The organism is Streptomyces longhuiensis (assembly GCF_020616555.1).
GTDB lineage: Bacteria > Actinomycetota > Actinomycetes > Streptomycetales > Streptomycetaceae > Streptomyces > Streptomyces longhuiensis.
The window spans coordinates 6,531,264-6,554,932 of record NZ_CP085173.1; the positions used below are offsets into that span (position 1 = coordinate 6,531,264).

At 70.7% G+C, this 23,669-nt stretch carries 16 protein-coding genes; 11 read left to right on the top strand and 5 right to left on the bottom strand.

All coding sequences use genetic code 11. The features are described from left to right. Positions 1–38 precede the first annotated feature (38 nt). Positions 39–3,098, top strand: a complete 3,060-nt coding sequence (locus LGI35_RS30190) for a helix-turn-helix transcriptional regulator (RefSeq protein WP_227300593.1) — start codon at positions 39–41, stop codon at positions 3,096–3,098. Between the two features lie 95 nt (positions 3,099–3,193). Then, on the top strand, positions 3,194–3,481 hold the full coding sequence (locus tag LGI35_RS30195; protein WP_351434679.1) for a DUF6191 domain-containing protein: 288 nt from the start codon (positions 3,194–3,196) through the stop codon (positions 3,479–3,481). Between the two features lie 49 nt (positions 3,482–3,530). Here the strand turns inward: LGI35_RS30195 and LGI35_RS30200 are convergent, their stop codons facing one another. After that, entirely contained in the window at positions 3,531–4,697 is a 1,167-nt protein-coding gene (locus tag LGI35_RS30200; protein ID WP_227297346.1) for a PQQ-dependent sugar dehydrogenase, read from the bottom strand. 317 nt (positions 4,698–5,014) lie between these two features. Then, positions 5,015–6,013 (bottom strand): aldo/keto reductase, encoded by a 999-nt coding sequence (locus LGI35_RS30205; RefSeq protein WP_227300594.1) that lies wholly within the window; start codon positions 6,011–6,013, stop codon positions 5,015–5,017. Positions 6,014–6,111: 98 nt separating this feature from the next. Between LGI35_RS30205 and LGI35_RS30210 the strand changes: the two genes are divergently transcribed. The 6 genes from LGI35_RS30210 (at position 6,112) to serA (ending at position 16,030) form a co-directional block, all read left to right on the top strand. Beyond that, entirely contained in the window at positions 6,112–7,062 is a 951-nt protein-coding gene (locus tag LGI35_RS30210; protein WP_227297347.1) for a 2-hydroxyacid dehydrogenase, read from the top strand. A gap of 430 nt (positions 7,063–7,492) precedes the next feature. Then, complete coding sequence (locus LGI35_RS30215; RefSeq protein ID WP_423835734.1) at positions 7,493–10,321, top strand: putative bifunctional diguanylate cyclase/phosphodiesterase; 2,829 nt, start codon at positions 7,493–7,495, stop codon at positions 10,319–10,321. 243 nt (positions 10,322–10,564) lie between these two features. Continuing rightward, positions 10,565–12,406 carry an acetolactate synthase large subunit gene (locus LGI35_RS30220; protein WP_227297349.1) on the top strand — a complete coding sequence of 614 codons (1,842 nt, stop codon included), beginning with the start codon at positions 10,565–10,567 and terminating at the stop codon, positions 12,404–12,406. A 29-nt stretch (positions 12,407–12,435) separates the two neighbouring features. Beyond that, positions 12,436–12,960: an acetolactate synthase small subunit gene (ilvN, locus tag LGI35_RS30225; RefSeq protein WP_100594986.1), complete on the top strand. Its 525-nt coding sequence runs from the start codon at positions 12,436–12,438 to the stop codon at positions 12,958–12,960. A 110-nt stretch (positions 12,961–13,070) separates the two neighbouring features. After that, the gene (gene ilvC / locus LGI35_RS30230) at positions 13,071–14,072 is read left to right on the top strand and encodes a ketol-acid reductoisomerase (protein ID WP_116509561.1); all 1,002 of its coding nucleotides are present in this window, start codon (positions 13,071–13,073) and stop codon (positions 14,070–14,072) included. A 332-nt stretch (positions 14,073–14,404) separates the two neighbouring features. Then, a complete protein-coding gene (gene serA / locus LGI35_RS30235) occupies positions 14,405–16,030 on the top strand; it encodes a phosphoglycerate dehydrogenase (protein ID WP_227297350.1) in 1,626 nt (541 codons plus the stop codon). Between the two features lie 143 nt (positions 16,031–16,173). On the opposite strand, the gene LGI35_RS30240 is transcribed toward serA, so the two are convergent. Beyond that, on the bottom strand, positions 16,174–17,709 hold the full coding sequence (locus LGI35_RS30240; RefSeq protein ID WP_227297351.1) for an MFS transporter: 1,536 nt from the start codon (positions 17,707–17,709) through the stop codon (positions 16,174–16,176). A gap of 148 nt (positions 17,710–17,857) precedes the next feature. Here LGI35_RS30240 and LGI35_RS30245 point away from each other — a divergent pair, with 148 nt between their 5' ends. Next, positions 17,858–18,439, top strand: coding sequence for a TetR/AcrR family transcriptional regulator (locus tag LGI35_RS30245; protein WP_227297352.1), 582 nt, complete (start codon positions 17,858–17,860; stop codon positions 18,437–18,439). Here the strand turns inward: LGI35_RS30245 and LGI35_RS30250 are convergent. Next, a complete protein-coding gene (locus LGI35_RS30250; RefSeq protein ID WP_227297353.1) occupies positions 18,428–19,606 on the bottom strand; it encodes a PucR family transcriptional regulator in 1,179 nt (392 codons plus the stop codon). The genes LGI35_RS30245 and LGI35_RS30250 overlap by 12 nt on opposite strands. Positions 19,607–19,789: 183 nt before the next feature. On the opposite strand from LGI35_RS30250, the gene LGI35_RS30255 reads away from it, so the two are divergent. Further along, positions 19,790–20,716, top strand: a complete 927-nt coding sequence (locus LGI35_RS30255; protein WP_227297354.1) for a proline dehydrogenase family protein — start codon at positions 19,790–19,792, stop codon at positions 20,714–20,716. A gap of 254 nt (positions 20,717–20,970) precedes the next feature. Then, positions 20,971–22,602: an L-glutamate gamma-semialdehyde dehydrogenase gene (gene pruA, locus LGI35_RS30260; protein WP_227297355.1), complete on the top strand. Its 1,632-nt coding sequence runs from the start codon at positions 20,971–20,973 to the stop codon at positions 22,600–22,602. Positions 22,603–22,695: 93 nt separating this feature from the next. Here pruA and bla read toward each other — a convergent pair whose 3' ends face one another. After that, complete coding sequence (gene bla / locus LGI35_RS30265) at positions 22,696–23,598, bottom strand: class A beta-lactamase (protein WP_227297356.1); 903 nt, start codon at positions 23,596–23,598, stop codon at positions 22,696–22,698. Between the last annotated feature and the right edge of the window lie 71 nt (positions 23,599–23,669).

Below are 23,669 nucleotides of genomic sequence, written 5' to 3' on the forward strand. Positions count from 1 at the left end.
CGGCGATAACGGGTGCCGCTGGGTCGGACCCCTGTGCGATGCTCGCCCCTGTGGAGACCAGGTGCGTCAGCCCGGTGTTCGTCGGTCGCGCCGGCGAACTGGGCGTACTCAACAAGGCGCTCGCCCGTGCCACCACGGGGGAGCCGCAGGCCATGCTGCTCGGCGGGGAGGCGGGAGTCGGAAAGACCCGTCTCGTCGAGGAGTTCGCGCTCGCCGCGGGACGCGAGGGCGCCGTCGTCGCGCTCGGCGGATGCGTCGAGATCGGTGCGGACGGGCTTCCGTTCGCCCCCTTCTCGACCGCTCTGCGCGCCCTGCGCCGGTTGCTGCCCGAGGAGTTCGTCGCGGCGGCCGCCGGACAGGAGACCGAGCTCGCACGGCTCCTGCCCGAACTCTCCCCGGCGCCGACCGGACGCGACGGACGCCACGACGAGGAGAGCATGGCCCGGCTCTTCGAGCTGACGGCCCGTCTCCTGGAACGCGTGGCCGCGGACCGCACCGTCCTCGTCGTCCTGGAAGACCTCCACTGGGCCGACGCCTCCACCCGCCACCTCCTCTCCTACCTCTTCCGTACGCTGCGCAGCGGCCGTCTCGTCATCGTGGCCACGTACCGCGCCGACGACGTCCACCGCCGTCACCCCCTGCGCCCGCTCCTCGCCGAACTCGACCGCCTGCGCACCGTCACCCGCCTCGAACTCGACCGCTTCAGCCGCGACGAGGTGGCCCGCCAGGTCGCCGGGATCTTCGCCGCCGAGCCCGAACAGGCCCAGGTCGACGACATCTTCGAGCGCTCCGACGGCAACGCGTTCTTCGTCGAGGAACTGGCCGTCGCCACCAGCGACGGCTGCTGCACCGGTCTGTCCGAGACGCTGCGCGACGTGCTCCTCGTCCGCGTCGAGAGCCTTCCCGAAGACGCCCAGCGCGTGGCCAGGATCGTCGCCGAGGGCGGCTCCACCGTCGAGTACGCGCTGCTCGCCGCCGTCGCGCGGCTCGGCGAGGACGAACTGATCGAGGCCCTGCGCGCCGCCGTCGGCGCCAACATCCTGCTCGCCACCCCCGACGGGGACGGCTACCGCTTCCGCCACTCCCTGGTCCGCGAGGCCGTCGGCGACGACCTCCTGCCCGGCGAACGCTCCCGCCTCAGCCGCCGCTACGCCGAGGCGCTCGAGGCCGACCCCTCGCTCGTCCGCGCCGACGAACGCGTCACGCGCCTCGCGAGCTACTGGTACCACGCCCACGACCCGGCCAAGGCCCTGCCCGCCGTCCTCGACGCATCCGTCGAGGCCCGCCGCCGGCACGCCTACTCCGAGCAACTGCGGCTCCTGGAACGGGCGATGAACCTCTGGGACGAGACCCCCGAGGACATTCGCGCCGAACTGCGCCCCGTCGACTACACCGAGGTCTACCCGCCCTGCGGCTGCGACCCCGCCACCACGCCCCTGCGCTATCTCGACCTGATGGCCGAGGCGGCCGTCGCCGGCCGGCTGTGCGGTGAGCGCGAACGCTCCCTCAAGATCACCAAGCGCGCCCTGCGTCTCATCGACGACGCCGACGACGAGAAGGACCCCCTGCGCGCCGCCTGGTTCTGGATCCAGCGCTCCCGCCTCGTCCCGTCCCTCGGCCGTGGCGACGGCTGGGCCGAGATCGCCACCGCCCAGGAACTCGTACGCGGACTGCCGCCGTCCGAGGTGCACGCCGAGGTCCTCACCAACGTCGCCTCCTGGGGCATGCTCCACAACCCCGGCGAGGAGACCCTGGCCGCCGCCGAACGGGCCGTCGAATACGCCCGCATGGTCAAGGCCGAGGACATCGAACTGAACGCGAGACTCACCCTCGGCAGCCTCCTCGTCGACGCGGGCGAGGCCGACCGCGGCTTGGCCGAGATGTACGCCGTCCGCGACCGCGTCGTCGAGATCGGCCTCGTCCCGCAGGTCGGCCGCGTCCACATCAATCTCGCCTCCGCCCTGGAGAGCGCGGGCCGCTCCCTCGAGTCCGTGACCGTCGCCGAGTCGGGCATGGACCTGTGCCGCCGGTACGGCCTCCTCGACTCGGAGGGCTGGGTCCTGACCAACATGGCCGAGTCCCTCACCTCCCTGGGCCGCTGGACCGAGGCCGACGCCGTGGTCGACACGGCACTGCGGTCCTCCGCCCTGAGCGCCAAGCCCCGCGGCACGGCCGCCCTCCGCCGCGCGACCGTCGCTCTCGGCCGCGGCGACCACGCCGAGGCGGCCGCCCAGCTCGCCGCCGCCCGCGCCGCCTACGGCACCCACGACACCATGCCTCAGTACGCGCTGCCCCTGTCCGCCCTCGCCGTAGGCATCGCGGCCGCCGCCGGCGGCACCCAGGGACTCCTCGACGCCCGCGCCGAACTCGCCCGCGTCGTCGCCGAGGGCATCCCGCCCAGCAACCAGCGCTATGCCTGGCCCCTTCTCGTCGCCGCCGCAGTCGCCGAGGCCGACGCGCGGGGCCTGCCGACCGCGGAGCCCGGCCGCGCCGAAGCCGTCGACCGCATCCGCACGGCCGCCAAGCACCTGGCCACCCCCATGCCCGTGTGGCTCGCCCACGAACAGTGGGTCCGCGCCGAACTCCTGCGTGCCGAAGGCCGCGACACCCCTGACGACTGGTCCCATCCCCTCACCACCTTCGAGTCGCTCGACCGCCCCCACGACCTCGCCCGCGTCCGCTTCCGCGCGGCGGAGTCCCTCCTCGCGGCAGCCGCCACGTTCGACGACGAGAGGGAGCGGGCCACGGAACTGCTGCGGCTCGCCGGAGCCGTCGCCGACCACATCGGAGCGCGCCCGCTCACCGAAGCGGTCGCCCTCCTCGCCCAGCGCGCCCGCCTCACCCTGAACCCCGCCGCGCCACGTCCTCAGGTCCCTGCCGACCCCGCCGAGGAACTCGGCCTGACCAGCCGCGAACGCGACGTCCTGCGTCTCGTCGCCGCCGGACGCAGCAACCGCCAGATCGCCGAGGAGCTCTTCATCTCCCCGAAGACGGCGAGCGTCCACGTCTCCAACATCCTCGCCAAGCTGGGCGTCGGCGGCCGCGGCGAGGCGGCCGCCCTGGCCCACCGCCTGAGACTGTTCGCGCCCACGGGCTGAGCCCCAGGCCCGCACGGGGTCGTCACGAAGGGTGAAATTTCGCGCTGTCGTACGCTGGACGGAGGTCTCGGCCACCCGGAGGCGCCGTGTTCAACATGTTCGAGGAGCTGTTCTCACCCGGCCGCAAGCACACCAACGAGGAGCGCAAACGGCTGGAGCTGACCCGCGTCGACCTCAACGACGGCGACCCGGGGCGCGGCCCCATAGACCTCACCTCCGGCAAGGTGGTGGTCCGCATCCCTGCCCAGAGCCCACCGGGCCTGACGGACACGACGGATCAAGGTCCGACGGACCCGACGGACGAATCGGAGCCGGGGGAGCCGGCCCCCGAGGCGGACGCGCCCGACCCCGCCGTCCCCGCCCCCTCCGACGGCGAGACCTGAGCTCTGGCTCCACTCTCGCCGCAACCGGGACCGGGGACCTCCCCGGCCGTCAGGACACCTCCAGCTCCAGGATCCGGTCGTCGCCCTTCCGGGGTGTGCCTCTCGAGTCCGTGTTGCTCGTCGTCAGCCACAGCTTGTTCGTGCCCGCGGCGACCACTGTGCGCAATCTTCCGTACTTGCCCTGCTCGGTCGCCTTGTCGATGAGGAAGGACTGGGGCTCGGCCGCCACCTTCGCCCCCTTCAGGGGGATCCGCCACAGCCGCTCGCCTCTCAGGCCCGCCATCCAGACCGAGCCCTCCGTGTAGGCGATGCCGCTCGGTGACGCCTCGGACGTGTGCCAGACGGCCACCGGGTCGTGGAAGCCGGACTTGCCGCTCTTGCCCTCCACGTCGGGCCAGCCGTAGTTGTCACCCGGCACGATCAGGTTCAGCTCGTCCCATGTGTCCTGGCCGAACTCCGAGGCCCACAGCCGCTTGTCCTTGTCCCAGGCGAGCCCCTGCACATTGCGGTGACCGTACGTATAGACCACCGAATCGCCGAAGGGGTTTCCGGGCGCCGGCTTGCCGTCCGGGGTCATCCGGAGGATCTTGCCGCCCGGGGACTTCTTGTCCTGGGCGTACTTCGTGACGTACGTCTCGCCCGTGCCCACGTAGAGCAGCTTGTCCGGGCCGAACGCGATGCGCCCGCCGTTGTGGTTCGTGCCCTTCGGGATGCCCTTGAACACCGTCTCGGGCGCGCCCAGCTGGTCACCCGGCGGCTTCTTCGCGTCGTACCGCATCCGCACGATGCGGTTGTCCGACTTCGCGGTGAAGTACGCGTACAGCCAGTGGTCGGAGGCGAACGACGGGGAGAGGGCCAGCCCGAGCAGTCCGCCCTCGCCGCCCGGGACCACCCCGGGCACGGTGCCAACCTCGGTCTTCTTGCCCGTCTTCGTGTCGACCCGCGTGATCGTCGCCTCGTCCCGCGAGGACACCAGCAGGCCGTCGCCCGGCACTGGGGCCAGGCCCCAGGGGGAATTCAGACCCTCGGCGACCGTGCGCACCACCTTCACCGAACCCTTCGCCGGACCGGTGTCGCCCCCCGAGCTCCCGGAAGCGGACGATCCTGGTTCGGACGAGCCGGGGGAGGCGCTGTGCCGGCTGTCCGGCGGACCGTCGTCACCCGAGGAACACCCCGCCGTGAACAGGATCGAGGCGCAGGCCAACACGGCCAACATGGGCTGCACACCTGGACGTTGCACGATCGGATCCCCTCGACGCTGCGGACTGGGCTGCTCTTCTGCGCTGCGGTTCTACTGTTCATACACCGCAGCCATCCCGCAGGTTCCCGATCAACGCCGACGCGTTCGGACCAACCCACTCCCGCCCGCCGCTCCCACAGCCCCGGCCGCCGAAGCTTCCCCGGTCCCCAGAACTTTCCCTCCCCGAGCCCACAGAGCTTCCCCAGCCCTCAGACCTCCCCGAGCCCACAGAGCCCCCCCGAACCCTCAGACCTCCCCGCCCCCGCCGGAGCCCTCCAGTCTCCAGAGCCCCCTCAGTCCCAAGACCCCCGAGCCCGCGGCAGCTCTCCGATCTCCGTCAGGTCACGGTCAGTGAGCCGCAGCTCCGCAGCCGCGGCGTTCTCCGCCGCCCACCGCTCCCGCTTGGCCCCCGGCACCGGGACCACGTGCCGTCCGCGGCTCAGCACCCACGCCAGCGCCACCTGCGCGGGAGTGACCGCTTCCCCGTGCCGCGCGGCGATCCGGCGCAGGCCCGCCACGATCGGCTGGTTGGCCGCCATCATCTCCGCGGTGAACCGGGGATGCCGGGCCCGCAGGTCATCCGGTTCGAAGCCCTGCCCCGGCGTCAGCGTGCCCGTGAGGAAGCCGTTGCCCAGCGGCATCGCCGCGAGGAACCCCACGCCCCGCGCCTCGCACCACGGCAGCAGCGTCTCCAGGGCATCCGGCGACCACACCGAGAGCTCGGCCTCCACCGCGCTCACCGGGAACACCTGCTGCACCCGCTCCAACTGCCGGATCGTTCCCGCATGCAGCCCGGCCCTGCCCCGCCGCGTCGCCCGCGCCCCCACCGCGCACAGCCCGAGCGCCCGCACCTTCCCCGCGCCCACCAGCTCCGCCATGGCGCCCCACGTCTCCTCGACGGGCACCTCGGGGTCGGCCCGGTGCAGCTGGTACAGATCGATCGTGTCGGTCTGGAGCCGCCGCAGCGACGCGTCGCAGGCCCGCTTCACATACCCGGGCCGGCCGTTGGCGACGATGTGCTGCTCCCCGACGAGCAGCCCGCACTTGGTCGACACGAAGGCGTCGCCCCGGCGCTCTTTCAGGACCCGTCCGAGCAGCAGCTCGTTCGTGAACGGCCCGTACATGTCCGCCGTGTCCAGCAGGGTCGACCCCCGGTCCAGCGCGGCATGCACAGTGCGTACGGACTCGTCCCCCCGCTGCCGCGAGCCGGTGTAGGCCCAGCTCATCGGCATGCACCCGAGCCCGATCGCGCCCACCTCGAGCGCTGCCGCCCCGATCGTCCTGCGCTCCACCTGGAAGTAGCCTCCCCCTGCGTGTTCGAGAGGCACCCAAACTAACCTCTGGGACCCGGCCCGCCGCGCACAGCCCACCTCCCATTAGCCTCCTGACCATGAGTGCTGAGGTATCCGCCGACGTTTGGCTCCCGTTCCGTGCAGACGAGGTCCCCGGGCTCCCCGAGGGGCTCAACTACCGCTTCTGGGACGGCGGCCCCGACTTCCCCGCCGACCCGGCCGACTGCGCCTTCTACGTGGTCCCCTACATGAAGGGCGCGGACGTCGGCGTACGTCCCATGGCGCAGATGACGTCCGTACGGGCCGTGCAGACGCTCTCCGCCGGCGTCGACCACGTACAGGGAGGCCTCAAGTCGCTCCCGTCGGGCGTGCAGCTGTGCAACGCGCGCGGTGTGCACGAGGCGAGCACCGCCGAGCTCACCGTCGCCCTGATCCTGGCGTCCCTGAGGGGCATCCCCGGGTTCGTGCGCGGACAGGAGAGCGAGGAGTGGCGCTCCGGTTTCTATCCGGCGCTGGCCGACAAGAACGTACTGATCATCGGGTACGGGTCGATCGGCTCCGCCATCGAGGACCGGCTCGCTCCCTTCGAGTGCGCGCGGGTGGTGCGCGTCGCACGCTCCGCCCGCACGACCGCACGCGGCCCTGTGCACCCGCTCACCGACCTGCCGGCGCTGCTCCCGGACGCGGACGTGGTGATCCTTTCGACGCCGCTCAACGAGGCGACGCGTGGTCTCGCGAACGCGGCCTTCCTGGCACGACTCAAGGACGGCGCCCTCCTCGTGAACGTCGCGCGCGGGCCCGTCGTCGACACCGAGGCGCTCCTGGCCGAACTGGAGAGCGGCCGGATCACCGCCGCTCTCGACGTCACCGATCCCGAACCCCTGCCCCAGGGGCACCCGTTGTGGCACGCTCCGGGAGTACTCGTCAGCCCGCACGTCGGCGGCTCCACATCCGCCTTCTGGCCGCGGGCCAAGCGCCTGCTCGCCGCGCAGCTGACCCGGTTCGCGGCGGGAGAACCGCTCGAGAACGTCGTCCTGACGACGGACTGAGGGCGGGCTCCGGAGAGGCCCATCCGCCGCCTCCCGGCCCGGCCTCGCGCGCCCCCGCACACGCTCCGCGCCCGCCCGGACGCGCCCTGTACGCGCATCGCCGCTGGTCGTCACGGAGAGTAGAGAGACTATGTCCCTGAGTGACGAGTCTGGTGTATCGTCCCGACTGGGGTAGCGCCGTGGAGAGTTCGGCGCCGGGGACGGACAACCGGATTGCGAGGGGGCGACGGGCGATGCACGACCTATGGGCGAACGATCCGACGCGGCGGGGCCGCCGGCGACGACCCGCGCGCACACCGGTCCGCACGAGCCGCCCCTTCTGCCACGGCAGCCGCAGGGGCGGACGCCACAGGAGCGGCGGACGCAGAAGGCCCCAGCAAGCAGCGCACGGAAACCGGGACACGGGGGCGGCACAGACCGGAGTGGCCCCGTGAGCGCCCCCGGGACCGTGATCACCGGCCGTCGTCTGTTCCAGGGCGGAGGGTCCAGCCTCGCCTCGCAGCTCGTGTTCGCCCTCTTGTGCGGCGGGTACGCCACGGGGTCCGCGCTCGGCTGGGGATCCGACCGGCTCGCCCTGTTCATGGGTGACTTCGGGCTCAGCGCCGCCGCCGCGGTCGCCGCCGTGTCGAACTTCGCGTACGCACGCAGCCGGCGCAGCCGCTTTCGACCGGCGTGGATCCTGTTCGCGGTCTCCTCCGCCATGGCGTCCCTGGGGAACGGAGTGTGGGGCTGGTACGAGGTCGTCCTCCAGCGCCCCGTGCCGACGCCGAGCCTCGCCGACCTCTTCTTCCTGTGCTTCGCGCCGCCCGCCATCATCGGGCTGCTCGTCCTCGCCAAGCGCCCCTTCACCAAGGCCGGTTGGGTCTGTCTCGCGCTCGATGCCTGGCTCATCGCCGGCTCTCTGATCACGCTGTCCTGGAGCCTCGCCCTCGCGCACACCGCGCGGTTCGAGGGGCAGAGCGTCACCCGTACCGCGCTCTCCCTCGCGTACCCCCTCCTCGACATCGCGCTGGTCAGCATGGTGCTCGCGCTGCACTTCCGCCGCTCGCCCGGCAACCGCACGGCGGTGAACACCGCGATCGGCGCGCTCGCCCTGACCGTGATGTGCGACGCCCTGTTCACCTCGCCACTGCTGCACGCGAGTTACCGCTCGGGGGAGATCCTCGACGCCGGCTGGTTCGCCGGGTCGCTGCTGCTCGCGTGCGCGCCCTGGGTGGGGCCGCGGCACGGGGAGCACGACGGGGGCCCCGCGTTCGCGCGGTACCAGGTCACCCGCCCGATCTCCGGATCGCTCGCGGCGCTCACGCCCTATCTGGCCGCCGCCGTCTGCACGTTGGGGATTCTCTACAACGTCCTCAACGGCCACAGCGTGGACCGCGTGGTCCTCTTCACGGCCTGCACGGTCGTCCTGGCGCTCGTCGTGCGCCAGGGCATCATGCTCCTCGACAACATCACCCTCACCCAGGAGCTGGCACAGAAGGAGAACCACTTCCGCTCCCTGGTGCAGGGCTCCAGCGACGTCATCATGATCGCCGCGCCGAACGGCATCCTCAGATACGTCAGCCCGGCCGCGGCCGGGGTCTACGGGCGTGACGCCGAGGAACTCGTCGGGTCCGAGCTCGCCTCGATCATCCATCCCGAGGACCTCGGGCGCGTGGTCCACGAAGTGCGCCGCTTCCTCGCGGCGAGCCAGATCGAGGAGCCCACGACCCGGATCGAGTGCCGCTTCCGCTCCGGCGCCGGCGCCTGGCTGAACGTGGAGTCGACGATCAACCGCCATCACGGCGGCCTCATCCTCAACAGCCGGGACGTCACCGAACGGGTGCGTCTCCAGGCGCAGTTGCAGCACAACGCCGAGCACGATCCGCTCACCGACCTGCCCAACCGCGCCCTGTTCACCAAGCGGGTCGGCCATGCGCTCGGAGGTCGCCGCGCCACCGACCACGGCACGGCCGTCCTCTTCATCGACCTCGACGGCTTCAAGCAGGTCAACGACACCATCGGCCACCAGGCGGGCGACGAACTCCTCGTCCACGCCGCCCGGCGGCTGGCCGAATCCGTGCGCTCCGGGGACACCGCCGCCCGACTGGGAGGCGACGAGTTCGCGGCGCTGATCGTCGGCGAGGGCAGCCGGGACGACACCGCGCGTGAGCAGCACATCTACGAGCTCGCGGACCGCCTCAGGGTCACGCTCTCGCAGCCGTACACCATCGACGGCAACGATGTCCGGGTGGCCGCCTCCATCGGCGTCGCCTTCGCCGAACCCGACGTGTCCGCAGGCGAGTTGCTGCGGAACGCGGACCTGGCGATGTACCGGGCGAAGGCCGCGGGCAAGGGCCGGGTGGAGCTGTACGCGCCCCAGATGCAGGCCGATGTCGTCCGCAAGGCGGAGCTGGCCACCCGACTGCGCACCGCCCTGCACGAGGGAGAGTTCGCCCTGCTGCACCAGCCCGTCGTCTCCCTCGACACGGGCCGGATCACGTCGGTCGCCGCGCAGGCCCGCTGGCGCTCGACCCAGGGCATCCTGTTCACGCCCGCCGAGTTCCTGCGCACCGCCGAGGAGGGCGAGCGCACCGCCGAGCTCGGCCGCTGGATGCTGGAGGAGGCCGTCGAGCAGGCCGCCGAGCGCGGCCGCAGAGGTCATGCCGTGCCCGTGGCCGTCCGGATCAGCGCCCGCAGGCTCCTCGACCGGTCGCTGCCCCTCGGCTCCATCGAGGCGCTCCTGACCCGGCACGGGCTGCCCTCCGGCGCGCTGGTGATCGAGCTGGCCGACAGCGACCCCAGGGTCCCCCTGGACGAACTGGAGCGCCGTCTCACCGCGCTGCGCAGACTCGGCGTCCGGATCGCCCTGGACGGCTTCGGCAGCGGATACGCGGCCATCACGGCGCTGCGCAGGCTCCCTGTCGATGTACTGAAACTCGACCGCAGTCTCGTAGAAGGAGTAGTGGAATCCGCTCGCCTGCACAAGATCACCAGTGGTCTGCTGCGCATCGCCGGCGACCTCGGCCTGAACTCCGTGGCCGACGGCGTCGACCTGCCCGAGCAGGTCGTCGCACTGCGCGCCATGGGGTGCACACATGGACAGGGGATGGCCTTCTCCGGGCCGCTCGACGAGTACCGGCTGCGCCGCGCGCTGGCCTCGGGGAACTACCCGGTGCCCAGCGGTCCCGCCGAGCCGGTGTTCGCGGGCGTTCCGTCACCGTCCGGCCGGACGGCCCTGCTTCGCTCACATGATGAGACTCCCGTCCCACTTACTTGACACGCACAGTGCGCCGGAGAGAGGGTCAATGCCATGCGCACCCGAATTCTCGTACTTGGAAAGCGCGTCGGCTGAAGCTGGGACCCACCGGTCGGAACACCGGATCCCAGCGACCGCACCCGGCGCGCTCCCCTCGCTTGCCTCACGGCACGAGGGGTTTTTTGTTGCACAAGTGCGTGTAGACCAGTAACCGAACACCGTACAAACCTCGCAAAAACCCTCAGCATCGAGAAGAGAATGCCGATGACCGAGCAGGCCACCGGGGCCCACCATCCGCAGCCGCGGCCCCGAGGACAGCAGTCCGCCCCCGTCGAGCACGTCACGGGTGCGAAGTCCCTCATCCGTTCGCTCGAGGAGGTCGGGGTCGACACCGTATTCGGCATTCCCGGCGGCACGATCCTTCCCGCGTACGACCCGATGATGGACTCCAAGAAGGTCCGTCACGTCCTCGTCCGGCATGAGCAGGGTGCGGGTCACGCGGCCACGGGTTACGCGCAGGCCACCGGCAAGGTCGGTGTGTGTATGGCGACTTCGGGTCCGGGTGCCACGAACCTGGTGACGCCGATCGCCGACGCGTACATGGACTCGGTGCCGCTGGTCGCGATCACCGGTCAGGTCGTGTCCAACGCGATCGGCACGGACGCCTTCCAGGAGGCGGACATCGTCGGCATCACGATGCCGATCACCAAGCACAGCTTCCTCGTCACCAAGGCCGAGGACATCCCGAAGGCGATCGCGGAGGCGTTCCACATCGCCTCGACCGGCCGCCCCGGCCCGGTCCTCGTGGACATCCCGAAGGACATCCTGCAGGCGCAGACGACGTTCTCCTGGCCGCAGACGCAGGACCTGCCCGGTTACCGCCCGGTGACCAAGCCGCACGCCAAGCAGATCCGCGAGGCCGCGAAGCTGATCACCGCCGCGAAGCGGCCGGTCCTCTACGTCGGCGGCGGTGTGCTCAAGGCGCACGCCACGGCCGAGCTGAAGGTCCTCGCGGAACTCACCGGAGCGCCCGTCACCACCACCCTGATGGCGCTCGGCGCATTCCCCGACAGCCACCCGCTGCACGTGGGAATGCCGGGCATGCACGGTGCGGTCACCGCCGTCACCGCGCTGCAGAAGGCCGACCTGATCGTCGCCCTCGGAGCCCGCTTCGACGACCGTGTCACCGGCAAGCTGGACAGCTTCGCCCCGTTCGCGAAGATCGTTCACGCCGACATCGACCCGGCCGAGATCGGCAAGAACCGCGTCGCCGACGTGCCGATCGTCGGTGACGCCCGCGAGGTCATCGCCGACCTGGTCCAGGCCGTGCAGAAGGAGCACAGCGAGGGCCACAAGGGCGACTACAGCGCCTGGTGGAACGACCTCAGCCGCTGGCGCGACACCTACCCGCTGGGCTACGACCAGCCCGAGGACGGCTCACTCTCGCCGCAGAACGTCATCGAGCGGATCGGCCAGCTCGCGCCCGAGGGCACGATCTTCACCGCGGGCGTCGGCCAGCACCAGATGTGGGCCGCGCACTTCATCCAGTACGAGAAGCCCGCCACCTGGCTCAACTCCGGCGGCGCCGGAACGATGGGCTATTCGGTCCCCGCCGCGATGGGTGCGAAGGCCGGCATGCCGGACCGCGCCGTCTGGGCGATCGACGGCGACGGCTGCTTCCAGATGACCAATCAGGAACTGACCACCTGCGCGCTCAACAACATCCCGATCAAGGTCGCCATCATCAACAACGGCGCCCTCGGCATGGTCCGCCAGTGGCAGACGCTGTTCTACAACCAGCGCTACTCCAACACCGTGCTCCACAGCGGCCCGGACGACGTCAAGGACAACAAGGGCACCCGCGTCCCCGACTTCGTCAAGCTGTCGGAGGCCATGGGCTGTTACGCCATCCGGTGTGAGCGCCCCGAGGACCTGGACAAGGTCATCGAAGAGGCCAACTCCATCAACGACCGCCCCGTCGTCGTCGACTTCATCGTCCACGAGGACGCCATGGTGTGGCCGATGGTCGCCGCCGGCACCTCCAACGACGAAGTCATGGCCGCCCGCGGGGTCCGCCCCGACTTCGGCGACAACGAAGACGACTGAGACCGAGAGCGAAAGAGAGACCAAGAGCCATGTCCAAGCACACGCTCTCCGTCCTGGTCGAGAACAAGCCAGGTGTCCTCGCCCGGATCACCGCACTGTTCTCCCGCCGCGGGTTCAACATCGACTCCCTGGCGGTCGGCGTCACCGAGCATCCCGACATCTCCCGCATCACCATCGTGGTGAATGTCGAGGACCTGCCGCTCGAACAGGTCACGAAGCAGCTCAACAAGCTGGTCAACGTCCTGAAGATCGTCGAGCTGGAGCAGGGCCACGCCGTCCAGCGTGAGCTCGTCCTCGCCAAGGTCCGCGCCGACAACGAGACGCGCTCGCAGATCGTCGAGATCGTCCAGCTGTTCCGCGCCAAGACCGTGGACGTCTCCCCGGAGGCCGTCACCATCGAGGCCACCGGCTCCAGCGACAAGCTGGAGGCGATGCTCAAGATGTTGGAACCCTTCGGCATCAAGGAGCTCGTCCAGTCGGGCACCATCGCGGTCGGCCGCGGCTCGCGCTCCATCACCGACCGGAGCCTGCGGGCGCTCGACCGCACGGCCTGAGCCCCCCAGGCGCTTTCGAGCGCCCTCTCGTATACCGAGACCCGAAAACTTCCCTCCGCAATCCCGCCGTACGGTGGGACGCAACACCTGCACACCAAGGAGAAAATCCAGTGGCCGAGCTGTTCTACGACGACGATGCCGACCTGTCCATCATCCAGGGCCGCAAGGTCGCGGTGATCGGTTACGGCAGCCAGGGCCACGCCCACGCGCTGTCGCTCCGTGACTCCGGTGTCGACGTCCGCGTCGGTCTGCACGAGGGCTCCAAGTCCAAGGCCAAGGCCGAGGAGCAGGGCCTGCGCGTGGTGACGCCGTCCGAGGCCGCCGCCGAGGCCGACGTCATCATGATCCTGGTCCCGGACCCGATCCAGGCCCAGGTCTACGAGGAGTCCATCAAGGACAACCTGAAGGACGGCGACGCGCTGTTCTTCGGCCACGGCCTCAACATCCGCTACGGCTTCATCAAGCCCCCGGCCAACGTGGACGTGGCGATGGTCGCGCCCAAGGGCCCGGGGCACCTGGTGCGCCGCCAGTACGAAGAGGGCCGCGGCGTTCCGTGCATCGCGGCCGTCGAGCAGGACGCCACGGGCAAGGGCTTCGAGCTGGCCCTCTCCTACGCGAAGGGCATCGGCGGCACCCGCGCCGGCGTCATCAAGACGACCTTCACCGAGGAGACCGAGACCGACCTGTTCGGTGAGCAGGCCGTCCTGTGCGGTGGCACCGCCGCGCTGGTCAAGGCGGGCTTCGAGACGCTGACCGAGGCCGGCTACCAGCCGGAGATCGCGTACTTCGAGTGCCTCCACGAGCTGAAGCTCATCGTCGACCTCATGTACGAGGGCGGCCTGGAGAAGATGCGCTGGTCGATCTCCGAGACCGCCGAGTGGGGCGACTACGTCACCGGCCCGCGCATCATCACGGACGCCACCAAGGCCGAGATGAAGAAGGTCCTCGCCGAGATCCAGGACGGCACGTTCGCCAAGAACTGGATGGACGAGTACCACTCGGGCCTGAAGAAGTACAACGAGTACAAGACCCAGGACGAGAACCACCTCCTGGAGACCACCGGCAAGGAGCTCCGCAAGCTCATGAGCTGGGTGGACAACGACGAGGCGTAAGCCTTGCGACGAGGGGGCCGGGGCGAATGCCCCGGCCCCCACGTCGAGGTGGACGGCCCGCGGCGCTCTCGCGTCAACATGGTTGTCCACCCCGTCCAGCCACGGACGGGTGATCCTTCCACGGAGGCGCAAGACCACCTCCGATGCGCCACTAGACTGCAGAACACATTCGCGTCGGGCCCACAGCGTCGTGCGTCTACCACGCGGCACAGCGACATCGAAGAAGTGCAAGCACGCCCCGGCGTCCGCGAACGACGCGGCAACGCACCCGCACTTCCCCGGCGCCGCTGACACCCCTCCACCGCCTGCGGCCGTCGGGACGGCCGTCCGCAATGGGACTTGTGAGGACTCACGTGAGCACTGCTGCAACCGGCAAACCTGTCGTACTCATCGCGGAAGAGCTGTCTCCCGCGACCGTCGACGCTCTTGGCCCTGACTTCGAGATCCGCCAGTGCAACGGCGCCGACCGGGCCGAGCTGCTCCCGGCCATCGCCGACGTCGACGCGATCCTGATCCGCTCGGCCACCAAGGTCGACGCCGAGGCGATCGCCGCCGCGAAGAAGCTGAAGGTCGTCGCACGAGCCGGCGTCGGCCTCGACAACGTCGACGTCTCCGCCGCCACCAAGGCCGGCGTGATGGTCGTCAACGCCCCGACCTCCAACATCGTGACCGCCGCCGAGCTCGCCTGCGGCCTGCTCATCGCCACCGCGCGCAACATCCCGCAGGGCAGCCAGGCCCTCAAGGCCGGCGAGTGGAAGCGCTCCAAGTACACGGGCGTCGAGCTGGCCGAGAAGACCCTCGGCGTCGTCGGCCTCGGCCGCATCGGCGCGCTCGTCGCGCAGCGCATGTCGGCCTTCGGCATGAAGGTCGTCGCGTACGACCCGTACGTGCAGCCCGCGCGCGCCGCCCAGATGGGCGTCAAGGTCCTCACCCTGGACGAGCTGCTCGAGGTCTCCGACTTCATCACCGTGCACCTCCCCAAGACCCCCGAGACGGTCGGCCTCATCGGTGACGACGCGCTGCGCAAGGTCAAGCCGACCGTCCGCATCGTCAACGCCGCGCGCGGCGGGATCGTCGACGAGGCGGCGCTGTACTCGGCGCTCAAGGAGGGCCGCGTCGCCGGCGCCGGCCTCGACGTGTACGCCAAGGAGCCCTGCACGGACTCCCCGCTGTTCGAGTTCGACCAGGTCGTGGCCACCCCGCACCTCGGTGCCTCCACGGACGAGGCGCAGGAGAAGGCCGGTATCGCCGTCGCCCGCTCCGTGCGGCTCGCGCTCGCCGGTGAGCTCGTACCGGACGCGGTGAACGTCCAGGGCGGCGTCATCGCCGAGGACGTCAAGCCGGGCCTGCCGCTCGCCGAGAAGCTCGGCCGGATCTTCACCGCGCTCGCGGGCGAGGTCGCGGCCCGCCTCGACGTCGAGGTCTACGGCGAGATCACCCAGCACGACGTGAAGGTGCTCGAACTCTCCGCCCTGAAGGGTGTGTTCGAGGACGTCGTCGACGAGACGGTGTCGTACGTGAACGCTCCGCTGTTCGCGCAGGAGCGCGGCGTCGAGGTCCGTCTCACCACGAGCTCCGAGTCCCCGGACCACCGGAACGTCGTCACCGTGCGCGGCACGCTGACCGGCGGCGAGGAGATCTCGGTCTCCGGCACGCTCGCCGGCCCCAAGCACCTCCAGAAGATCGTCGCCGTCGGCGAGTACGACGTGGACCTCGCCCTGGCCGACCACATGGTCGTCCTGCGCTACGAGGACCGTCCCGGTGTCGTCGGCACCGTGGGCCGCGTGCTCGGCGAGGCGGGCATCAACATCGCCGGCATGCAGGTCGCCCGTGCGGACGTGGGCGGCGAGGCGCTGGCCGTCCTGACCGTCGACGACACGGTTCCCGCCGGGGTGCTCAGCGAGCTGGGTGAGGAGATCGGCGCGACGTCGGCGCGCTCGGTGAACCTCACGGACTAGTTCTTGGCACGTGGTGGGGCCCGGGTCACCCTTTCGGTGGCCCGGGCCCTTCTTTTTTCTCCGCCCACCCGAACGGCGGACGGGCTGAAGTTCAGCGCGTCCGCCGTTTGCGCATTCGGGAAGGGTCGGGGTCGGGAAGGAGATCAGGCCGTCGCCCTCTCCGGATCCCGCTGCTCCTCCCGCTGCGGCGCAGCCACCCCGCGCAGACCCCGCAGGGCCAGTACCGCCGCCCCCACCAGGACCGCCCCGCCGGCCAGCGCGGCGATGTGCATGCCGCTCGTGAACGCCTCCCGGGCCGACACGAGGAGCGCGTCGCCCGCCCGGCCCGGCAGGTGCTGCGCCACCGCGAGCGCTCCGCCCAGCGTCTCCTTCGCCTCGGCCGGCGCGTCGCCGATCTCGTGGCGGTAGACCGCCGTACCGATCGAGCCCAGGACGGCCATGCCGAGGGCGCCGCCGAACTCCTGGCCCGTCTCCAGGAGGGACGACGCCGCGCCGGCCTTCTCCGCGGGGGCCGCGCCGAGCGCCAGGTCGGTCAGCTGCGAGCCCACGATCACCGCGCCGGAGGCGAGTACACCCGCTCCGGCCAGGACGGTCCACAGCGAGTCCGTGCCGGTCAGCGTCAGGAGGCCGTAGCCGCAGGCGCTGGTCAGGAAGCCGGCCGTGACGACGGAGCCGCGGTGCACGCCCCGCTGCACGAGGACGGTCGCGACAGGAGCCGCGAGGCCGATGAACACGGTCGGCGCGAGCGCCCACAGCGCCGCTTCGAGTGCGCTCTTGCCGAGGACGGCCTGGAGGTACTGCGTCGTGAAGTAGGCCGACCCCATCATCGCGAAGGCCGAGATGAGGTTGAGGGTGACGGCGGGGCCGAAGCCGCGGCCCCGGAAGAGGGCCGGCGAGATCATCGGTGACGCGACGGTGCGCTGACGGCGTACGAACAGGGCGCCGAAGACGAGGCCGACGACGATCGAGGTGACGTAGAGCGGCTCGAAGCCCTCGGAGGGGATCTCCTTGATGCCGTAGACGAGGGGGAGCACCGCGGCCATCGACAGCGGGACGCTCAGGAAGTCGAAGCGGCCCGGCCGCGGGTCCTTGAATTCGGGGAGCAGGACCGGGGCGAGCAGCAGGAGCAGCGCCATCGCGGGCAGGTTGACGAGGAAGACCGAGCCCCACCAGAAGTGCTCGACGAGGATGCCGCTCATCACCGAGCCGAGCGCGATGCCGCCGGTCATGACGCCGGACCAGATGCCGATGGCCGTCGCGCGCTGCTTGTCGTCGCGGAACATGTTGCGCACCAGGGCCATCGTCGTGGGCATCAGGGTCGCGCCGCCGATGCCGAGGATCGCGCGGGCCGCGATCAGCATTTCCGCGCTGTTCGCGTAGGCCGCGCAGACGGAGGCGGCGCCGAAGGCGGTGGCGCCGATCATCAGGAGCTTGCGTCGGCCGATGCGGTCGCCGAGGGAGCCCATCGTCATCAGCAGGCCGGCGAGCACGAACGCGTAGATGTCGAAGATCCACAGCTGCTGGGTGCCGGTGGGCTCCAGGTCCGCGCTGATCGAGGGGATCGCGAAGTAGAGGACGGAGACGTCCATCGAGACGAGGAGCAGCGGAAGCATCAGGACCGCGAGAGCCGTCCATTCACGGCGCCCCGCACGGGAGTTGGTGCTCGGTGAGTTCGTCATGGGGAGGACTGTACGGGCGTCTTAAACAGTTGTCTAGTACGCACGTATAGATCGGTTGTATGGATCGCTCGTATAGGCCGTGCGTGTAAGACGTCGGTATGGGACGTCCGTATGGGACGACCGTATGAAACGGGGGTACGGTGGCCGCATGGGACATCGCGAGGATCTGCTCGAAGGCGCCAAGCGCTGCCTTCTGGAGAAGGGGTTCGTGCGCACGACGGCGCGCGACATCGTCAAGGAGTCGGGGACCAACCTGGCGTCGATCGGCTACCACTACGGCTCGAAGGACGCGCTGCTCGCGCAGGCGTACGTGGCGCTGGCCGAAGGGGCCTCGGACGACTGGAGCGCGGTGGGTGAACTGCCCGGCGCTCCCGGCTCGTTGGAGCGGTTCCGGGCCGTGATGGCCGGGATCACCGACAGCCTCGGAAAGCCCGGGTCCATCTGGCACCTGAGCATCGAGCTCGTGACGATGGGCGACAAGATGCCGGTCGTGCGCGAGCAGTTGGCGCAGGCGCAGCACGAGGCGGGGCGCGGCTTCATCGGCATGGTCATGGGGGAGGAGCCGCCGGTCGACGATCCGAGTGTGCACACGCTCGGGAAGCTCTTCTCGGTGCTGGTCCTCGGGCTCGTCGCCCAGCACACCTTCGACGCCGACTACTCGCCCAGCGCCGACGAACTCACCGAGGGCATGCGGCTGTTGCTGGAGGCGATGCGCGCGTCACAGGCGTGACGCCTTGAGTCCCATGTGCAGCAGCAGCCGGTCCTCGCCGTCGTCCAGGTCGAGCCCGGTGAGCTGCTCCACGCGGGACAGGCGGTAGTAGAGGGTCTGGCGGTGGATGCCCAGCTCCGCCGCCGTGCGGCCCGCCTGGCCCGCGCAGTCGAGGAACACCTCGGTGGTGCGGGCCAGTTGGCGGTTGGCCGGCAGCAGGAGCGGGGCCAGCACCGGGTCGTGCGCCGTGTCCGGGGGCAGCGCGGTGAGCAGGCGGTACGGGCCGATGGCCGCCCAGTGCGCGTCCGGGCCGAGACGCGGCTCGGCGAGCGCCGCGCGCGCCGCGGCCGTCGCCTCCTGCCAGGCGGCCCCGAGGTCACCCAGCTCGCGCCGCGGGCCCCCGAACCCCGCCGCGACGACCGCCGTACCGGCGCGCTCCCGCAGCTTCGCCGTCGCCGTCATGGCCGGCCCGAGGGCGTCCGCCGAACGCAGCCGCACCAGGAGGGCCAGGGCCTGCCCGGCCGCGCCCCACGGCACCGTGCACAGCGCGTCGGCCGCGGGGATCGTACGGAAGGACGGCGCGTCGTCCGGGTCCGCCGACGGCCACGGCGCGACGCACACCACCGCGTGCAGCCCGTCCGCGCGCGAGCCGAGCGCCGTGCGCAGGGCGGCCACCGCCATGTCCCGCTGCCAGCCGCGCTCGGCCGTGAGCACCTCGCGGAACTCGCGGGTCAGGTCGGCGCCCGCCTGCGCCTCGTCCGCGAGCAGCGCGCCGATGCGGCCCGCCACCTCCATCGCGGCGGTCAGCTGCTGCTCGGTCGGCCCCGGATCGTCGTCGAGCAGCCACACATAGCCGAGCACGACACCCCGATGGCGTACGGGAAGGCAGATGCGGCCCCGGTAGACCCCGGCCTCCGGGGTCGGCGGGATGCGGACGGGCCCGGTGGCGCGGGTGATGCCGAAGCCCTCGAACCAGGTGCGCACCGCCGCGGTGGAGCGGCGGGTCAGGATCGAGCGGGTGCGGACGGGGTCCAGCGTCGACTCGTCGAAATCGCTGTCGCTGTCGTGCGCGCCGAACGCGATCAGCCCGAAATCCCGGTTCTCCAGCGTCGCGGGGGCGCTGAGCAGCGCCGAGATCTCGTCGACGAGTTCCTGGTAGTCGCCCTTCACCCCGCCATTCTCGCGCACCCCACCGAACTCTTCAGACAAATGTCTGAGGTGGTGGCCACAGATGCGTGACAGCTGTCGATGGCACTGGATCGGAGGGATCCTTAGATTTCACGGTGGTTCTCCGTGCCGTACCGGTCTGTTGCGATTCACTTCGTTTACGCCGATACGGCCCCTCGTTCGTACTCTCCGTGGAGGTGCCCCGTGCTGGGTCCCGTGATTCTCGCCGCGTCGCGCAGCGACAGGATGCGCCGTTTCATCTCGGCAGCCCCCGGCACGAAGCAGGTCGTCGACCGGTTCATCGCCGGTGAGGGTGTCGACGACGTCGTGCCGATCGTCGTGGACGCCTGCGGCAAGGGCCTCGAAGTCACCCTCGACGTGGTCGGCGAGGACATCACCACCCCCGAGCAGGCCGCGGCCGCGCGCGACGCCTACCTCGAGCTGATCGGGCGCCTCAAGGACCTGGGCCTCGGCACCAAGGCCGAGATGTCCGTCAAGCTGTCGATGTTCGGCCAGGCGCTCGAGGGCGGCCATGAGCTGGCCCTCGCCAACGTCCGCCCGGTCGTCGAGGCCGCCGCCGCGATCGGCACCACGGTCACCCTGGACGCCGAGGACCACACCACCCTCGACTCGATGTTCGCCATCCACGAGGAGCTGCGGAAGGACTTCCCGCAGACCGGATGCGTCATCCAGGCCTACCTCTTCCGCACCGAGGACGACGCCCACCGCCTGGCCGCCGCCGGCAGCCGCGTGCGCATCGTGAAGGGCGCCTACAAGGAGCCCGCCTCCGTCGCGTACCAGGACAAGGGCGAGATCGACAAGGCGTACGTCCGCATCCTGAAGATTCTGATGGAGGGCGACGGGTACCCGATGATCGGGTCCCACGACCCGCGGCTCATCTCCATCAGCCAGGAGCTCGCCCGCCGCGCCGGGCGCAAGCTGGACGAGTACGAGTTCCAGATGCTGTACGGGATCCGCAGCGACGAGCACGTCCGTCTCGCCGCCGAGGGTCACCGGATGCGTGTCTACACCGCGTACGGCACCGACTGGTACGGCTACTTCATGCGCCGCCTCGCGGAGAAGCCCGCCAACCTGCTGTTCTTCGCCCGCTCCATCCTTACCAAGGGCTGATGGAACGCGTGGGCGGCGTCTCTCGGCACCAAGGAGCACCCTTGATACCAACAGAATCCGCTCACCGGCCGGCCGAGCCGGTCCATGTCTCGCCCGAAAAAGGCGTTCAGAGACTCGTGACTCCGCCCCGTGGGGCTTCTCACCTGCCCGCCGCAGCGGACTCGTGACGGTCAAGCCCCGACCGCCGCTCAACGTACGCAAGCGCTTCGGTTCATCTCGTCCGAAGCTCAGAACTCACTCGGAAGAGGTAACCAATGGACGCCGTGACCCAGGTCCCCGCTCCCGTCAACGAGCCGGTGCACGGCTACGCCCCCGGCTCCCCGGAGCGGGCGCGCCTCGAGGCCAAGCTCAAGGAGCTTGCCGAGAACCCGATCGAGCTGTCGATGACCATCGGCGGCGTCAAGCGCCTCGGTGGCGGTGACGAGTTCACCGTCGTCCAGCCGCACAACCACAAGGCCGTCATCGGTACCGGCCGTGGCGCCACGCAGCAGGACGCGCAGGACGCGATCGACGCCGCGCTCGCCGCCGCCCCGGCCTGGCGCGCGATGTCCTTCGACGACCGCGCCGCGATCATCCTGCGCGCCGCCGAGCTGCTCTCCACGACGTGGCGCGAGACGCTCGCCGCGTCCACGATGCTCGGCCAGTCGAAGACCGCGCAGCAGGCCGAGATCGACACGCCCTGTGAGCTCGTCGACTTCTGGCGCTTCAACGTGCACTACGCGCGCCAGATCCTCGCCGAGCAGCCCCCGGCGAACTCCACCGGCGTGTGGAACCGCATGGACCACCGCCCGCTCGAGGGCTTCGTCTACGCGATCACGCCCTTCAACTTCACCGCCATCGCGGGCAACCTCCCCACCGCCCCCGCCCTCATGGGCAACGTGGTGGTCTGGAAGCCGTCCCCGACGCAGACCCACGCCGCCGTGCTGCTCATGCAGCTCCTGGAGGAGGCCGGCCTGCCCAAGGGCGTCATCAATCTCGTCACCGGTGACGGCATCGCGGTCTCCGAGGTCGCCCTCAACCACCGCGACCTGGCCGGCATCCACTTCACCGGCTCGACCCCGACCTTCCAGCACCTGTGGAAGACGGTCGGCGAGAACATCGCGAAGTACCGCACCTACCCGCGTCTCGTCGGCGAGACCGGCGGCAAGGACTTCGTCGTCGCCCACCCGAGCGCCGACCGCGCCGTCCTCAAGACGGCCCTGACCCGCGGCTCCTTCGAGTTCCAGGGCCAGAAGTGCTCCGCGAGCTCGCGCGCCTACATCCCGGCCTCCATCTGGAACTCCGGCTTCAAGGAGGAGTTCGCGGCCGAGGTCGACGGCATCAAGATGGGTGACGTCACCGACCTGTCGAACTTCATCGGCGCCGTCATCGACGACCGCGCGTTCGCCAAGAACAAGGCGGCCATCGACCGCGCCAAGGCCGACGACTCCTGCACCATCGTCGCGGGCGGCACCTACGACGACTCGGTCGGCTACTTCGTGCGCCCGACCGTCGTCGAGTGCGCGGACCCGGAGAACGAGGTCTTCAAGACCGAGTACTTCGGCCCGTTCCTCGCCGTCCACGTCTACGAGGACGACAAGTACGACGAGATGCTGACCCAGATGGAGTCGGCGTCGGACTACGCCCTGACGGGCTCGGTCATCTCCAACGACCGCGCCGCGGCCGCCCACACGATGGAGAAGCTCCGCTACGCCGCGGGCAACTTCTACATCAACGACAAGTCGACCGGCGCCGTCGTCGGCCAGCAGCCCTTCGGCGGCGGCCGCGCCTCCGGCACCAACGACAAGGCCGGCGCCCCGCAGAACCTGCAGCGCTGGACCCTGACCCGCGCCATCAAGGAGACGCTGGTCCCGCCGACCGAGTACGGCTACCCGCACATGGGCTGACGCCCACCCCGGGCGGCCCGCACGGACCGCCCCCACCCGCCCCCGCCTCCGACCAGGGCCCCACCCCGGTCGGAGGCGGTGTCGTGTCCGGGGTCAGAGCAGTGCGTCCACGGCGACACGCGTGATGTCGGCGGCGATCCGGTCCTCGCCCGGGGTGTCCGGGTCGAGCCGGGTCGTGTACACGGAGACGACCAGCGGAGCCCCGCCGCCCGGCGGCCAGGCCACGGCCACGTCGTTGACCCCGCCGTAGGCGGGCGACCCGGTCTTGTCGCCGACCCGCCAGCCCGGCGGCAGCCCCGCGCGGATCCGCTTGTCGCCGGTGGTGTTCTCCACCAGCCACCGGGTCAGCTGGCCGCGGTCGAGCGGGTGCAGGGCGTCGCCGAGGACCAGCGCGCGCAGGTCCTCGGTCATGGCGGCGGGCGTCGTGGTGTCCCGCCGGTCGCCGGGGAGGTTCGTGTTGAGGTCGGTCTCCCACCGGTCGAGCCGCGTCACGGAGTCGCCGAGCGAGCGGGCGAACGCGGTGACTCCGGAGGGGCCGCCGATCCGGCGCATCAGGAGATTGGCCGCGGTGTTGTCGCTGTACGTGATGGCGGCGTCGCACAACTCCCTCACCGTCATGCCGGTTTCGAGGTGCAGCTCGGTGCGGGGCGAGGCGGCCACGAGGTCGTCGCGTCCGTAGCGGATCAGTACGTCGAGCAGTCCGGGCTCCTGCTCGCGCGCCCTGTGCAGGATCGCCGAGGCGGCAAGCACCTTGAACGTCGAGGCGATCGCGAAGCGCTCGTGCGCGCGGTAGGCGAGGACGGCGCCGGTGCCGGTGTGCAGGGCGTGCACCCCGATGCGGCCGGGGTAGCCCGCCTCCAGCTCGCGCAGCCGGCGCCGGGCGTCACCGCCGGCCTCGGGGGAGGGCGCCGCGCTCGCGGTGCCGGGCACGGAGAGGAGGACCGGCGCCAGGGCCGCGGCGCCGAGGAGGGTCCTGCGGGAGGTAGGTAAATTCATGATCTCGAAGGTACGTGAGCGCGGTCGGGGATGCCGGTGTCATCGCCTGGTTCGTGGCGCCGCGCGTCCCG